The 15,252-nt window shown below is 67.2% G+C and carries 14 protein-coding genes; 6 read left to right on the forward strand and 8 right to left on the reverse strand.

Annotated features, from left to right (window positions below):
- The first annotated feature begins 9 nt into the window (after positions 1-9).
- From ACWW1C_RS04630 to ACWW1C_RS04640, 3 genes are read left to right on the forward strand one after another with little or no spacing between them, the layout of a single operon-like run.
- Positions 10-717, forward strand: a complete 708-nt coding sequence (locus tag ACWW1C_RS04630) for an FtsB family cell division protein (protein WP_455982353.1) — start codon at positions 10-12, stop codon at positions 715-717.
- Entirely contained in the window at positions 710-1,201 is a 492-nt protein-coding gene (locus ACWW1C_RS04635) for a DUF501 domain-containing protein (protein WP_455982354.1), read from the forward strand. The genes ACWW1C_RS04630 and ACWW1C_RS04635 overlap by 8 nt, the downstream gene beginning before the upstream one ends.
- The gene (locus ACWW1C_RS04640; RefSeq protein ID WP_455982355.1) at positions 1,192-2,151 is read left to right on the forward strand and encodes a Ppx/GppA phosphatase family protein; all 960 of its coding nucleotides are present in this window, start codon (positions 1,192-1,194) and stop codon (positions 2,149-2,151) included. Before ACWW1C_RS04635 ends, ACWW1C_RS04640 begins: the two co-directional genes overlap by 10 nt.
- 351 nt (positions 2,152-2,502) lie before the next feature.
- On the opposite strand, the gene ACWW1C_RS04645 is transcribed toward ACWW1C_RS04640, so the two are convergent.
- The 8 genes from ACWW1C_RS04645 to ACWW1C_RS04680 all read right to left on the reverse strand — a co-directional run bounded on the left by ACWW1C_RS04645 (position 2,503) and on the right by ACWW1C_RS04680 (position 11,484).
- Positions 2,503-3,258 carry a cutinase family protein gene (locus ACWW1C_RS04645; RefSeq protein WP_455982356.1) on the reverse strand — a complete coding sequence of 252 codons (756 nt, stop codon included), beginning with the start codon at positions 3,256-3,258 and terminating at the stop codon, positions 2,503-2,505.
- Between the two features lie 147 nt (positions 3,259-3,405).
- Positions 3,406-4,086: a response regulator gene (locus tag ACWW1C_RS04650; protein ID WP_455982357.1), complete on the reverse strand. Its 681-nt coding sequence runs from the start codon at positions 4,084-4,086 to the stop codon at positions 3,406-3,408.
- Positions 4,083-6,611 (reverse strand): DUF4118 domain-containing protein, encoded by a 2,529-nt coding sequence (locus tag ACWW1C_RS04655; protein ID WP_455982358.1) that lies wholly within the window; start codon positions 6,609-6,611, stop codon positions 4,083-4,085. The genes ACWW1C_RS04650 and ACWW1C_RS04655 overlap by 4 nt, the downstream gene beginning before the upstream one ends.
- On the reverse strand, positions 6,611-7,498 hold the full coding sequence (locus ACWW1C_RS04660) for a potassium-transporting ATPase subunit C (RefSeq protein WP_455982359.1): 888 nt from the start codon (positions 7,496-7,498) through the stop codon (positions 6,611-6,613). The genes ACWW1C_RS04655 and ACWW1C_RS04660 overlap by 1 nt, the downstream gene beginning before the upstream one ends.
- Before the next feature lie 2 nt (positions 7,499-7,500).
- Entirely contained in the window at positions 7,501-9,633 is a 2,133-nt protein-coding gene (gene kdpB / locus ACWW1C_RS04665) for a potassium-transporting ATPase subunit KdpB (RefSeq protein WP_455982360.1), read from the reverse strand.
- Positions 9,633-11,303 carry a potassium-transporting ATPase subunit KdpA gene (kdpA, locus tag ACWW1C_RS04670; RefSeq protein WP_455982361.1) on the reverse strand — a complete coding sequence of 557 codons (1,671 nt, stop codon included), beginning with the start codon at positions 11,301-11,303 and terminating at the stop codon, positions 9,633-9,635. Before kdpA ends, kdpB begins: the two co-directional genes overlap by 1 nt.
- The gene (locus ACWW1C_RS04675) at positions 11,303-11,392 is read right to left on the reverse strand and encodes a potassium-transporting ATPase subunit F (RefSeq protein WP_138248102.1); all 90 of its coding nucleotides are present in this window, start codon (positions 11,390-11,392) and stop codon (positions 11,303-11,305) included. The genes kdpA and ACWW1C_RS04675 overlap by 1 nt, the downstream gene beginning before the upstream one ends.
- Complete coding sequence (locus tag ACWW1C_RS04680; protein WP_455982362.1) at positions 11,389-11,484, reverse strand: potassium-transporting ATPase; 96 nt, start codon at positions 11,482-11,484, stop codon at positions 11,389-11,391. Before ACWW1C_RS04680 ends, ACWW1C_RS04675 begins: the two co-directional genes overlap by 4 nt.
- Positions 11,485-11,802: 318 nt before the next feature.
- Here ACWW1C_RS04680 and ACWW1C_RS04685 point away from each other — a divergent pair, with 318 nt between their 5' ends.
- The 3 genes from ACWW1C_RS04685 to ACWW1C_RS04695 all read left to right on the forward strand — a co-directional run bounded on the left by ACWW1C_RS04685 (position 11,803) and on the right by ACWW1C_RS04695 (position 15,224).
- Entirely contained in the window at positions 11,803-13,449 is a 1,647-nt protein-coding gene (locus ACWW1C_RS04685; RefSeq protein WP_455982363.1) for an acyl-CoA synthetase, read from the forward strand.
- Between the two features lie 7 nt (positions 13,450-13,456).
- Complete coding sequence (locus ACWW1C_RS04690; RefSeq protein WP_455982364.1) at positions 13,457-14,776, forward strand: acetyl-CoA hydrolase/transferase family protein; 1,320 nt, start codon at positions 13,457-13,459, stop codon at positions 14,774-14,776.
- A 64-nt stretch (positions 14,777-14,840) separates the two neighbouring features.
- Complete coding sequence (locus ACWW1C_RS04695) at positions 14,841-15,224, forward strand: hypothetical protein (protein WP_455982365.1); 384 nt, start codon at positions 14,841-14,843, stop codon at positions 15,222-15,224.
- The last annotated feature ends 28 nt before the right edge of the window (positions 15,225-15,252 follow it).

Below are 15,252 nucleotides of genomic sequence, written 5' to 3' on the forward strand. Positions count from 1 at the left end.
CCTACCGATATGGCCGATCCGAAGCGGCGTTCCCCCGCCTCCCGTCCCGCCAAACCCGGCGAGGCGAAGCGGGGGCGCGCCGGGGCCGGGACGGCTGCATCCAACGCGAAGGCCAAAGCGGGTAGCCGGCCCAAGGCCGAGCCGCGACGCGTCCCGGACAATCTGCCGGTTCCGGTCACCGAGCCGATCCGGCAGGCGTACGCGGAGTCGGTCGAGCACCATGCCGAGCAGCGGCTGGGGTCGGCGGCGCGACGCGCGGCGATCCTCGCCGTCGTGGTGTGCGTGCTGACCCTGACCATCGCCGGGCCGGTACGCACCTTCTTCGCGCAGCGCACCGAGATGCAGCAGCTGGCCACCGCCGAGTCCCAATTACGTTCGCAGATAGCCAATTTGGAGCAGCAGAAAGTGAAGCTGGCCGACCCGGTGTATATCGCCGCGCAGGCTCGTGAGCGGTTGGGCTTCGTGATGCCGGGTGATATCCCGTATCAGGTGCAACTGCCTGCCGGCGCCGTCACGACACCGGTCGCACCCGCGCCGTCGCCCACCGCGAAGAGCAACCAGCCCTGGTACACCGCGTTGTGGCACACCATTGCCGATCAGCCGCATGGACTTACGCCGGCCCCGGCTGTCGTCCCGCCCGGCCCGGATGGCGTCACCCCGGACCCTGACGTGCCCCCGACTGATCTGCCCGCACCTCAGGCGCCGCCCGGTGGTTGACGCTGCTGATCTCGAAGCCGTTGCGGCCCAACTGGGGCGGGAACCGCGTGGCGTCCTGGAGATCGCCTACCGCTGTCCCAATGGCGAGCCCGGCGTGGTCAAGACCGCGCCGCGGCTGCCCGATGGAACCCCTTTTCCCACTTTGTATTACCTGACGCATCCGGCGCTGACTGCTGCCGCCAGCCGGTTGGAGTCGTCGGGTCTGATGCGGGACATGACCGAGCGTCTGCAGGCTTCCGAAGAATTGGCGGCGGCGTATCTGCGCGCGCATGAATCGTTCTTGGCCGAGCGTGACGCCATCGAGTCGCTGGGGACGACGTTCTCCGGCGGCGGGATGCCTGATCGCGTGAAATGCCTGCACGTGGTGATGGCGCATTCGTTGGCAAAAGGCCCGGGCGTCAACCCCTTTGGTGACGAGGCGCTGGCGTTGTTGGCCGTCGAACCGGGCATGGCCGGGATTCTGGATCCGAAGGTGTGGGTGTGAGTTCGCGGGTCGCTGCTGTTGACTGTGGCACCAACTCGATACGTCTGCTCATCGCGGACGTCTCCGACGGTCGCCTGCGGGACGTGCACCGCGAGATGCGGATCGTCACTCTCGGTGAAGGTGTCGACGCCACAGGGCAATTCGCGCCTGCCGCGCTGGCTCGCACCGAAGCGGCGCTGACCGACTACGTCGAGGTGATGCTGGCGCACGACGTGACCAAGGTGCGGATGGTCGCGACCTCGGCGGCTCGTGACGCGGGCAACCGCGACGAGTTCTTCGCCATGACGGCAACGCAATTGGGCCGGGTGATGCCGGGCGCGGTGGCCGAGGTGATCACCGGGACCGAGGAAGCCGCGTTGTCGTTCCGCGGCGCTGTCGGCGAATTGGACCCGGCCACAGGGCCTTTCGCGGTCGTCGACCTGGGCGGCGGCTCGACAGAGGTGGTGCTCGGTGGTTCCGGCGCCGAGGTTGCGGACGTGGTGGCCAGCTTCTCGGCCAATATCGGCTGCGTGCGTCTCACCGAGCGCTGCCTGCAGTCCGACCCGCCCACCGCGGACGAGGTGGCTGCGGCGCGTGCCGTGGTGCGCGAGAAGTTGGCCGAGGCGCTGGCCGTCGTGCCCATCGAAGGTGCCCGCACATGGGTCGGCGTGGCCGGCACGTTCACCACGGTAGCCGCGCTGGCGCTGGGGCTGCCGGAGTACGACTCCGAGGTGATTCACCTGTCCCGCATCGGGATTCCCGATGTCGTCAAGGTGTGCGACGACCTGATCGCGATGCCGCGGGCGCAACGCGCCGAGCTCGGCCCCATGCACCCCGGGCGGGTGCCGGTGATCGGCGGCGGCGCGGTGGTCGTCGAGGAATTGGCCCGCGAATTCGGTCAGCGGGCGGGGATCACGGAATTGGTGGTCAGCGAGCACGACATCTTGGACGGCATCGCTTTATCCATCTGACGCCGAGACTACGGTTGCTGACGCGAAAATGGCGATTTCACGACAACAACCGTAGTTTCGCCGATCGAGATTTCTGACTAAACCTTGCAGTTCGGGCGGTTGTGGCAGTGGTGTCCGTCGCGGCAGGCGTTGCACTGACAGCCACAGGTCGACACGTTCTTGGTGGAAACCTTCATTACTGATCACCCCTGTTTGTCTCGGCTTATCGAGATATGACTACTTCACCATAGTTCGATCGCGGGGTGGAGTGAAGGTCGTGGGGAGAGAACGATCCTGGACGATGTCAGGACAGACCGACGGCCGGAACCAGTCCTCGTGAGACTGACTTCCGGCCGTCGGCTGGGGGGTGATTCAGTTGGCTGTGTCGTCCGACGCCTGGACCATCGGTGCCGCCGGTGCGGCAGGAGCGCCCAGCTGGCGGGCGACGAAGTCCGCGGCCTGGTTGGCCATGCCGTTGAACTTGTAGGCGCTGTGGGCCGAGCGATCCATGCCGCCACCGCAGATCGGGTCGCCGGGGGCACACAGCTGGATGGTCTTGCCGGCATAGGCGCCGCCGATGTTGATGGCCGGCGCGCTGCGGTCGGCGACGCTCAGCACGAACGGGCTCGGGGTGCCGAACAGAACCACGGCGGCGACGTGGGAGGCGACCGACGCCGGCATCGGGCCGCTGATTCCGGACGGCAAGACGAAGCCGGCGGGGACGCTGCTCATGGTGCTGTAGCCGGCGACGGCTGCACCCTGTGAGTAGCCGCCGATGACGATCTTGGTGGCGGGGCACGAGGCGGCGATGGACTCGATGCGGTTGGTGGCGTCGGCGACGCCGTCGGCGGCCGCGCCGAAGTCCAGGGAGGCGGGGTAGTTCACGCCGTAGGCGTCGATGTTGCGGCCGGGCATCCGGGCGTTCAGTGCGTCGACGAAGGCTTGGCCGGTGGCTCCGACGCCGGGGGCTTCGAAGGTGCCGCGGGCGAAGACGACCTCGACGTTCGCACAGGAGTCGTCGGCGGCGTTTGCGGTGGCGACCGGGCCGGCGATGGCGCCTGCGATGATCGTGAAAGCGGCGACGGCGGTGAATGCCACCTTGCCTGCCGCGGTACGAATGGCGCTCATGTTGTTTTCCCCGTCCCTTGAATTACCAGTTGCCTGGTATAAGCCGAACGGGTGAGCTGCGATTCCATGCGGTCGTGTGACGTATCGCATACCTAGGGTGGCTAAGCAACAGGGATGATCTGCAGGCCGGAATGCGTTGCGGTCCGGTCACTCCTGGAAGCGGTACCCCATGCCGGCCTCGGTCAGCAGATGCTTGGGGTGTGACGGGTCGACCTCGAGCTTGCGGCGCAACTGGGCGAGATAGACGCGCAGGTAGTGGGTCTCCTTCGCGTATGCGGGTCCCCACACCTCTTTGAGCAGCTCCTCGCGACCGACCAGCTTGCCGCGGTTGCGCACCAGCATTTCCAGCATGCCCCACTCGGTGGGGGTCAGGTGCACCTCGGTGCCGCTGCGTGTCACCCGCTTGGCCGCCAGATCGACTGTGAACGAAGACGTTTCGACGACGGGCTCGTCAGTCTCGGACGCTGCCGCGCCACGGCGCACCGCGGCCCGGAGCCGGGCCAGGAACTCGTCCATCCCGAACGGCTTCGTGACGTAGTCGTCGGCGCCGGCGTCGAGGGCCTCGACCTTGTCCATCGAGTCGGTACGCGCGGACAGCACGATGACGGGCGCCGTGAGCCAGCCGCGCAGCCCGGCGAGCACGTCGATGCCGGACATGTCGGGCAGGCCGAGATCCAGGATCACCACGTCGGGCTTGTGTTCGGCGGCCGCCTTCAACGCCTCGGCGCCGGTGGCCGCGACGGTGACGTCGTAGCCGCGCACGGACAGATTGATCCGCAACGCACGCAGAATCTGTGGTTCGTCGTCGATGACCAGAACCCGTGTCACACCCGATCCTTTCCCGCGGCCGCCAGGTCCACCACGACGGTCAGCCCGCCGCCGGGGGTGTCGGTGGCAGAGATGGTGCCGCCCAGTGCTTCGACAAAACCGCGTGCCACCGAAAGGCCAAGTCCCACACCGGTGCTGTTGTCATGGTCGCCGAGACGCTGGAACGGCGCGAACAGCTGCTCCTCGGCGCCACGCGGGATGCCGGGACCCTCGTCGACGATGGTGATCAACACCCGGTCGCCGACCTGTCCGGCATTCACCCGCACCACGCTGCCCGCGGAGTAGCGCAGCGCATTGTCGATGAGGTTGACCAGCACGCGTTCCAGGAGTCCCGCGTCGGCCAGGGCGACGGCGTCGCCCACTTCGACCTTGACCCGGTCGAGCCCACGGTGCCCGTAACCGGTTGCGCCCCGGCTGATCCCGAGCAGTGCCCGCTGCACTACCTCTTCCATGTACACCCGCCGCAGCTCCGGTTTCACCACCCCGGCGGCCAGCCGCGACGAGTCGAGCAGGTTGCCCACCAACGCCGTCAGTTGGTCGACCGATTCCTCGATGGTGGCCAGCAGTTCGGCGGTGTCTTCGGGCGAGAATCCGACATCCTCGCTGCGCAGGCTCGACACCGCGGCCTTCGCCGCGGCGAGCGGGGTACGCAGGTCGTGGCTGACGGCGCTCAGCAGGGAGCGGCGCAGTTCGTCGGCTTTGGCCAGCGCTTCGGCGCGGCCCGCTTCTTCGGCCAGGGCGCGCTGGCGCACCAACCCCGCCGCCTGCCGGGCGACGGCGCCGAGCACCCGGCGATCGCGGGCCTCGGTCTTGCGGCCGGCCATCAGGAGCCAGTAATCGTCGTCGCTGACCTCGATGGCGGTGTCGGCGGAATCGACTGTCACACAGGGTTCTGCCCCGACGCACGCGACGATGCCGTCCTCTTCGTGCAGCAGGCTGACGGCCCGTTGCGCGTAGGTCTCGCGGACGCGTTCCAGGAGCGTGGTCAGGTCGGCGCCGCGCAGCACGCTGCCGGCGAACAAGGCCAGCAGCTCGGCTTCCTGGGAGGCATGACGGGCTTCCCTGGACCGTTTGGCGGCGCCGTCGACCAGCGCGGCGACGGCGACCGCGACGGCCAGCAGCACCACGATCGTCAGCGCACTGTCGGGGTCGGCGATGGTGAAGCTGTACCGCGGGGCGACGAAGAAGTAATTGAGCAGCAGCCCCGACAGCACAGCCGACAAGGCAGCCGGCGCGACGCCGCCGAGCAGTGCGACGACCAGCACGCCGATGAAGAACACCGCGCTCTCGCCGCCGATGTGCAGGAACGGATCCAGCAGGGAGGTGATGGCGGTGATGATGCTGGGCACGACGATGGCGGCCAGCCAGGACGCCAGGTGCCGTTGTCCGCGCGTCGCCGTCGACCACGACCAGCCGGGCTGGGACTGCTCATGGGTGACCATGTGCACGTCGATCTTCCCGGAGTTCTGGACGGTCTTGGCGCCGATACCCTCGTCGAAGAGCCGGGCCCACCGCGACCGTCGCGACGTGCCCAGCACCAGTTGGGTGGCGTTCATCTCGCGGGCGAAGTCCAGTAGGGCGCTGGGGACGTCACCGTCACTGCCGCCGACGACGGTGTGCAGGGTGGCGCCGAGGCTGGCCGCCAGCTCGCGCACCTTGCCCATCTGCGGGGCGCAGACGCCCGTCAGCCCATCGCCGCGGACGACATGCACCACCATGAGTTCCGCGCTGGATTTGGAGGCGATGCGTGACGCCCGTCGTACCAGCGTCTCCGATTCGGGGCCACCGGTGACCGCCACGACGACGCGTTCGCGGGCCTCCCAGGTATCCGAAATATTGTGCTCGGCGCGGTATTTCGCGAGGGCCGCATCAACCTGGTCGGCCAGCCACAGCAGCGCAAGCTCGCGCAGGGCGGTGAGATTGCCCTGCCGGAAGTAGTTGGACAGCGCCGCATCGACACGTTCGGGTGCGTACACGTTGCCGTGGGAAAGCCTGCGGCGCAAGGCTTCCGGTGTGATGTCGACCAGTTCGATCTGGGCGGCACTGCGCACCACGGAGTCCGGGACTGTCTCCTGCTGCTCGATGCCGGTGATCTGGGCGACGACGTCGTTCAGGCTTTCCAGGTGCTGGACATTGACCGTGGAGATGACGGTGATGCCGGCGTCGAGCAGTTCCTCGACGTCCTGCCAGCGTTTGGCGTTCTTGCTGCCGGGCGTATTGCTGTGCGCCAGCTCGTCGACGAGCACCACCTCGGGGTGGCGTGCCAGCACCGCGGGGACGTCGAGTTCGGCGAACGTCCCGCCGCGGTAGTCGATGAACCGCGGCGGGATGCGTTCGATACCCGCCATCGCCTCCGCCGTCTTCTTGCGGCCGTGGGTTTCGACCACGGCCGCAACGACGTCGGTGCCGCGCTCGAGGCGGCGGTGCGCCTCGCCGAGCATCGAGAAGGTCTTTCCCACGCCGGGGGCCGCACCCAGGTAGATGCGTAACTCGCCCCGCTTGTCCGGCGTTCCCATGTCACCCATCATCCAATACGGGCTGGGTACTTCTGGTCCAACGCGAGATTCAGCTGCAGGACGTTGACCCGCGGCTCTCCCATGAATCCCAGGGTGCGGCCCGTGGTGTTGTCGGACACCAGGGCCCGGACCTGGTCGGCCGAAATGTGCCGGGCCTCGGCGATCCGGTTCACCTGCAGGTCGGCGTAGTCGACCGAGATGTCGGGGTCCAGGCCACTGCCGCTGGCGGTGACGGCGTCGGCCGGCACTCGCGGGTCGGCGGGCGCCGCACCGTGGATCGCGACGATCTGCCCGGCGGTGTAATCCGCGCCGTCCGTGGCGCATTCGACCCGCACCCCCTCGTAGGTCGGGAGGAATGGCACCTTGGTGGTGGCGCACGGCTGGTTGACGCTGACCACCTTGGTGGGGTGGGCGACGTTGCCGGTGGCGTCCCGCGGGCCGATCACCGACAGCACCGCGCCCACACCGTCCGCGGTGCAGAACGGGCGGGCACCGGCGGCGTGGCCCAGTCCTTCAGCCTCGGCGACGGCGTAACTGCGGGTGCACACCTGGGTCAGCAGGCTCGGCTTGTCGGCGGCGTCGACGATGCTCTCGGGGCCGAGGTTGCTCGCGCCGCTGGACATCGGGTCGTACCCGGTACCGGCATTGGACGGCCGGCTCTGGAAATACTGCGGCAGCGCATTGCCTTTGGCGTCGGTGAACAGCTGGCCGATCAGCGAGCTGCCCACGACCTTGCCGCCCGCGGTGACGAGCGAGCCCTCGGCCTTGTCCTTGAGCCCGGGCAGCTGGGCGATGGCCCAGACGAGCACCGGATAGGCCAGGCCGGTGATGACGGTCAGGACCAGCAGAGCGCGCAGTGCTGCGGCGTGGACACGAATCAGGTTGCCGATATTCATGATTAAGACATCCCCGGGATGAACTGGATGAGCAGGTCGATGAGTTTGATGCCGACGAACGGAGCGACAATGCCGCCGAGGCCATAGACATACAGGTTGCGGCTCAAGAGCTTTGACGCACTACTGGGGGTGTACCGGACACCGCGCAGCGACAGCGGGATCAACGCGATGATGACCAGGGCATTGAAGATCACCGCTGACAGGATCGCCGACTGCGGGCTGTGCAACCGCATGATGTTCAGCAGATCCAGGCCGGGGAACAGGGCCACGAACATCGCCGGGATGATCGCGAAGTACTTCGCGATGTCGTTGGCGATGGAGAACGTGGTCAGGGCGCCGCGGGTGATGAGCAGCTGCTTGCCGATCTCCACGATCTCGATGAGCTTGGTCGGGTCCGAGTCGAGGTCGACCATGTTGCCGGCCTCTTTGGCTGCCGACGTGCCGGTGTTCATCGCCACGCCGACGTCGGCCTGGGCCAGCGCGGGCGCGTCGTTGGTGCCGTCGCCGGTCATGGCGACGAGCTTGCCGCCGGCCTGCTCCTTCTTGATCAGCGCCAGCTTGTCCTCGGGCGTGGCCTCGGCCAGGAAGTCGTCGACTCCGGCTTCGTCGGCAATCGCCTTGGCGGTCAACGGGTTATCGCCGGTGATCATGACGGTGCGGATGCCCATCTTGCGCATCTCGTCGAAGCGCTCGCGCATGCCCTGCTTGACGACGTCCTTGAGGTGGATGACGCCCAGCACGTCTGCGACACCCGTCGCTTCGCTCGCCCCTGAAGCCTTGTCGTGCTGGACCCGCCCGACAACCAACGGGGTGCCGCCCGCCGCGGAGATGCCGTCGACGATGTCGCCCAATTCGACGGGCACGGTGCCGCCGTGACCCCGGATCCAGTCGGCGACGGAGTTGGCCGCGCCTTTCCGGAGCTTCTGGCCGTCGTGCAGGTCGACACCGGACATGCGCGTCAGTGCGGTGAACTCGACCCACGTGGCGTCGGTCAGTTCGCCGGGGGTGCGAGCCCGCAGGCCGTGAGCCTGCTTGGCGTACACCACGATCGACCGGCCTTCAGGGGTCTCGTCGGCGAGGCTGGACAGCTGCGCCGCATCAGCGAGTTGCTCGGCGGTGACGCCGGGTACCGGGAGGAAGCCCGCGGCCTGCCGGTTGCCGAGCGTGATGGTGCCGGTCTTGTCGAGCAGCAGCGTGTTGACGTCACCGGCGGCTTCGACGGCACGCCCCGACATCGCGAGCACGTTGCGCTGCACCAGCCGGTCCATGCCGGCGATGCCGATCGCGGACAGCAGGGCGCCAATTGTGGTGGGAATCAAGCAGACCAGCAGCGAGACCATCACGATGCCGGTGACGCCGAAGCCGTCGAGCGCCTCGGTGTCGGGGACACCCGGGTTGTTGGCCTTCGAGTAGATGGCCAGCGGCTGCAGGGTCGCGACGGCGAACACGAAGATGATCGTCAGCGCGGCGAGCAGGATGTTGAGCGCGATCTCGTTGGGGGTCTTCTGCCGGTTGGCGCCCTCGACCAGGGCGATCATGCGGTCGACGAAGCTCTCGCCCGGCTTCTGGGTGATCTGCACGACGATCCGGTCCGACAGCACGGTGGTGCCGCCGGTGACGGCGCTGCGGTCGCCGCCGGATTCCCGGATGACGGGTGCCGATTCGCCGGTGATGGCCGACTCATCCACGGAGGCAATGCCTTCCACGACATCACCGTCACCGGGGATCACCTGCCCCGCCTCGACCACGACGATGTCGCCCTGCTGCAGCAGCGGTGCGGCGATCTCTTCCTCGGTCCCCGCGCTGCCCGGCGCCCAGCCCACCAACTTGCGGGCCATGGTGTCGGACTTGGTCTTTCGCAGGCTCGCGGCCTGAGCCTTGCCGCGGCCTTCGGCGACGGCTTCGGCGAGGTTGGCGAAAACGACTGTCAGCCAGAGCCAGAACACGATCAGCCAGGCGAACCAGCTGGGCTGCAGTGCGGCCAGGACCGTCGACCAGACGGCGCCGACCTCGACGATGAACATCACCGGGTTGCGCCACAGGGTGCGGGGGTCCAGCTTGCGCAGGGCGTCCGGCATGGACTTCCACAGCATCTTCGGGTCGAGCAGGCCGCCCTTTACAGCGGTATCGGACATCAGTGAATTCCTTCAGCAAGGGGGCCGAGCGCCAGCGCCGGCAGGAAGGTCAGGGCGACCAGGATCAGCGTCACGCCGGCGACCATGCCGACGAACTGCGGGCGGTGCGTCGGCAGGGTGCCGATCGACGGGGGAGTGCTGCCCTGCTTGGCCAGCGAACCGGCCAAGGCCAGCACCAGGATCATCGGCAGGAAGCGGCCGATCAGCATCGCCAGACCCAAAGCCGTGTTGTACCAAAAGGTATTGACCGACAGGCCGGCGAACGCCGAGCCGTTGTTGTTGGCGGCCGAGGTGAAGGCGTACAGCACCTCGGACAGGCCGTGCGGGCCCGCGTTCAGCATTGCCGCGCGCTCACCGGGCAGTGCCATGGCAAAAGCGGTGCCGGTCAACACGATCAGTGGGGTGACCAGGAAATAGCTTGCGGCCAGCTTGATCTCCCGCGGGGTGATTTTCTTGCCCAGGTATTCCGGAGTACGTCCGACCATCAGGCCCGCCACGAAGACGGTGATCACGGCGAGGATCAGCATGCCGTACAGGCCGGAGCCGGTACCGCCTGGCGCGACCTCACCGAGCTGCATGTTGAACATGGTCATCATGCCGCCCAGGGAGGTGTACGAGTCGTGGAACGAGTCCACGGCACCGGTGGACGTCAGAGTCGTCGCGGTCGCGAACACGGCTGAATTGGCCACGCCGAAGCGCTGTTCCACGCCTTCCATGGCCGAGCCGATGGCGGTGGGGACGGTGCCGTGGTGCTGACCCTGGAACAACATCATCAGACTGACGCTGATGACGGCCAACACTGCCATCACGGAGACAATGGCATAGCCCTGCTTGCGGCTGTCCACCATGCGTCCGAAGGTGCGCGGCAGCGAGAACGAGATCACCAGCAGCAGAAAGATTTCCAGCCAGTTGGTCCAGGAGGTCGCGTTCTCGAACGGGTGTGCCGAGTTGGCGTTGAAGAACCCACCACCGTTGGTGCCCAGCTCCTTGATCACTTCCTGGCTGGCCACCGGGCCGCCGGTGAGGGTCTGCTGCGCACCGGCCAGGGTGTTGACGACCTGGTCGTGCAGGTGGAAGTTCTGGATCAGGCCGCCGGCGACCAGGATAACCGCGGCAATCACGGCGAACGGCAACAGGATTCGGATGGTGCCGCGCACCAGATCGACCCAGAAGTTGCCCAGTTCGGTGGCGTGCCGGCGCGCGAACCCGCGCACCAGGGCGACCGCCACGGCCATGCCGACGGCGGCCGACACGAAGTTCTGCACTGAGAGCCCGGCCATCTGCACCAGGTGGCCCTGGGTCGTCTCACCCGAGTAGGCCTGCCAGTTGGTGTTGGTGACGAAGCTGACGGCGGTGTTCCACGCCAGGTCGGCCGTCATCGGGGTGGCCGGATTGTTGAGGTGCAGCGGCAGCGCGCCCTGCACCAGTTGGAAGCCGAAGAGGAACAGCAGCGAGACGGCCGAGAAGGCGAGCGCACTGCGAGCGTATGCGCCCCAGTTCTGCTCGGCCTCTGGATCGGCGCCGATCGCTTTGTAGATGAGACGTTCGGCGCGCGAGTGCTTTTCGGACGTGTACACGCGGAACATGTAGTCGCCCAGGGGCACATGCACGGCGGCGAGCGCGACAATGAGGGAGAGCAGGAACGCGATTCCCGCGGCAGTGGGGCTCACTAGAACCGCTCCGGAAAGAGCAGTGCGGCGACCAGGAACAGTGCGATCACCAGACACAGCACCAGGCCGACGGCATTGGCGAGGTTCACAGGCGCTCGACCGCCTTCTGGATTAGGCCGAGCAGCGCGAAGATCGCCACCGTCAGCACCACGAACACCACTACAGACATGGGTTCTCCCACACGTAAACGGGTCGCCGGCCCTCGGCGACCTCGTCAGCATCGGCCCGCAGGGGGAGGCATCCGCCGATCTTGACGCCTTCTTTACGGCCGGCCCGGCTTCCTTTACGGAATTCGGTATCGAGCGCCGGACGTAAGGTGCGCACAACCCGACAAATGCCTGGTCATGTGATGTTTCGCACAGTGCGAGCGGGTGTTTTTGGGGCGTTTACGGGCGGCCCGGCCGGTGGGAGCCGTCAGCAGGTGATGTCGTCAGGGCGCCCAACCGGCTAACGTGCCAACCGTGTGGGGCCGACCACCCCAGGAACTCGGGAGGTATTGGTGATCGACGTCGTCGGCGAAGTCCGTCAGAAGCTGGGCCGTATTGCGGAGTCCGCGACCGCGGTACGCAGGCTGTTCGAGACCGGATTCTTGGATCTGGCCAACCCCGGGGTCATGGTGGAGACCGCCAAGAACGCGCCGGTTTTCGGTCCGCAGGCCACGATGGCCATCCAGGGCGGCCGGAAGTATGCCGGTCTGCCGGCGCTCGTGGATGAACGTGGCACCTTGACCTACCGCCAGGTCGACGACCAGTCCTGGGCGCTGGCCCGTGGACTTCAGGGTCTGGGTGTGACGGAAGGCTCCGTGGTCGGGCTGCTGTGCCGGGACCACCGTGGCCTGATCCTGGCCATGGTGGCGTGCGGAAAGCTCGGGGCCCGGCTGGTACTGATGAACACCGGATTCGCGAAGCCGCAGTTCGCCCAGGTCTGTGAGCGCGAAGGCGTCAAGGTCGTGCTGCACGACAGTGAGTTCCTCGGACTGCTCGACGCCTTGCCCGCGGACATGCCGCGCGTGTTGACCTGGGTGGACGAGGGCCATGATGTGCCCGACTCGGCACAGACCCTCGACGCGATCGTCACGGCCAACTCCACCGACCCGCTGCCCGCGCCGAGCAAGGCGGGTGGCTCGGTCATCCTCACCAGCGGGACAACGGGATTGCCGAAGGGAGCACCCCGAAGCTCGGTGTCGCCCCTGGCGTCGGCGCAGATCATCGACCGAATTCCGTTCCCGCGCAAGGGAACCATGGTCATCGTTTCGCCGATCTTCCACAGCACCGGCTGGGCCACCTACACCGTCGGCGCCGCGCTGGGAAACAAGGTGGTGACTGCCCGGCGATTCAATGCCGAGCGCACCCTGCAGCTCATCGCCGAGCACAAGGCGGACATGCTCGTCGCGGTGCCGACGATGCTGCACCGGATCGTGGAACTGGGGCCCGAGGTCATCGGCAAGTACGACACCTCGTCGCTGAAGACGATCCTCATCGCAGGGTCGGCGTTGAGCCCCGAGCTGTCCAACCGGGTCCAGGACACCTTCGGCGACGTGCTCCACAACTTGTACGGCTCGACCGAATGCGCCATCGCCAGCGTCGCCACCCCGGCCGAATTGCGGCTCGCCCCGGGCACCGCCGGCCGGGCGCCGGTGACGTGCGAGGTGGTGCTGTACGACGAGAACAACCAGCGCATCAACGGCAAAAACCAGCGCGGCCGCATCTTCGTCCGAAATGGCGCGCCGTTCAGCGGTTACACCGACGGCCGGACCAAGCAGATCATCGACGGCTACATGTCCAGCGGCGACATGGGGCATTTCGACGAGCACGGGCTGCTGTTCGTCGACGGCCGCGACGACGACATGATCGTCTCCGGCGGCGAGAACGTGTTCCCGCAGGAGATCGAAGAGCTTCTCGCCGAACGGGAAGACATCTATGACGCGGCCGTCGTCGGCGTCGATGACGTGGAATGGGGAAAGCGCCTGCGCGCCTTCATCGTTTCGCAGCCGGGCGCGGCCCAGGACGCCGATGAGATCAAGGCGTTCGTCAAGAACAACCTGGCCCGCCACAAGGTGCCACGCGACGTGGTGTTCATCGAAGAGCTACCGCGTAACACCACCGGCAAACTGCTGCGCCGGGTGCTGATCGAGATGGACGTCTAGCGCGGCCATGCCGACCGACCTCAGTGCCGAGCAGGCTGCTGCCCGATTGGAGTCTGCCGACACGCTGGGTATCACCCTCGGCCCCGGCCAGCCGCCGGCTGTGCTGCGGGCGCTCGGTGCGCGCCAGGACTGGACGAATCTGCGGGTGTTCGGGGCGCTGTTGGCCGTTGGTACCGAACTGTTTTCGCGTCCGGGTGTGCATTACGTCTCGGGCTTCTTCGGCCCGATCGAGCGGGCGCTGCGGGACATGGGCGCCGACATCGAGTTCGCTGCCGCGGACTTTCGCCGGTTCGCGCCGCTGCTGGAGCGGCAGGCGCCGCGGGTGATGACGACGGTCGCCACCCCACCCGATGCCGATGGGTGGTGCTCGCTGTCGCTGCATGCCGGCGGGACGATCGGCGAGCTGCAGCGGGCGGGGGCCGACCCGCAGCGCCTGCTCATCGTCGAGGTATCCGACTCCTACCCAAGGACTTTCGGATACGGTCCTCGCCGCCACGCCCTACATGTCGACGAGATCGACATCCTGGTGCGCTCGACAGACGCCCCGCGGGCGCTGCCCGGGGGTGACGTACCGCCGACCGAAGTTGAGCGGTCGATCGCGCGGCATGCCGTCGGTTTCATCGGTTCGGGAGCGACGCTGCAGACCGGAATCGGCGCAATTCCCAACCAGATCGCCACGTTGCTGGCCGAAGGTGACGGCAGCGGCTACGGCCTGCACACCGAGATGTTCACCGACGGCTGCATGCATCTGCACCGCGCGGGCAAGATCACCAACACCGGCAAGGGGCAGTATGACGGCGTCAGTGTCACGACATTCGCGTTCGGCTCGCAGGAGCTCTACTCGTGGCTCGACGACAATCGCGATGTCGCCTTCCTGCCCGTCGATACCGTCAACTCGCCGGAGGTGATCGCCGCCAACACGGACATGATCTCCATCAATGGCGCACTCGCAGTGGACATTCAGGGGCAGGTGATCGCCGACACGATCGACGGGGGTCAGTTCAGCGGGATCGGTGGTGCGGAGGATTTCGTGGCCGGGGCTGGGCTGGAACTCTCCGACCGCTCACTGATCTGTCTGCCTTCGACTTTCGTGAAGGACGGCGAGTTGCGGTCGCGGATCGTGCCGTGGTTTGGACCGGGAGCCGTGATCACCACCCCGCGGCAACAGGTCGACGTGATCGTCACCGAATACGGGGCCGCGGAATTGGAAGGCAAGACCGTCCGCGAGCGCGGTGAGGCGCTGGCGGCGATCGCCCATCCACAGTTCCGCGACGCACTCTTGGCGGCGGCACTGCGCGCCGCGAAGGGACGTTCGCCCGTCGGCTAGTTACAGCTAGTTCTTGTTCGGCGGTGTGCCCTCCCAGGAGCGCAAATCGTGGTTCACTGCCGCCATGACGAGCAGCGACCAGCCGTGGTGGATCTCCGCGCCCGTCGCCGAGCTCGCCGCCGCGATCCTGCCGCTATTCGGGCAGTCGTCGTTCGACAGCGAGCGGGCGGCGATGACGGATGTCGTGTCATGGCTCCGCACCGGCGCCCGCGCTCCCCGCGGCATGTTCTCCGCGGGTGTCTCCACGCGCGGCGATGTGTTCCAAAATCCTGACCTGCGGGCCGTCGCGGAGGCCATGCAGTTGCTCGAACGTGCGGGCCTGCTCCTTCGGGTCTTGGTCCCGTCGAGTCATTCCAGCTTCGACGTCGGTTTGACGCGTCTCGGTTGGCAGGCGGTCCAGACCGGCACGGTCAGGCAATATCTCGGCCTCGGTGACGCGCCGGCCTGAGGCGATGGCGCGGCTCTTGACAATTATG

This window comes from Mycobacterium sp. HM-7 (assembly GCF_053852335.1).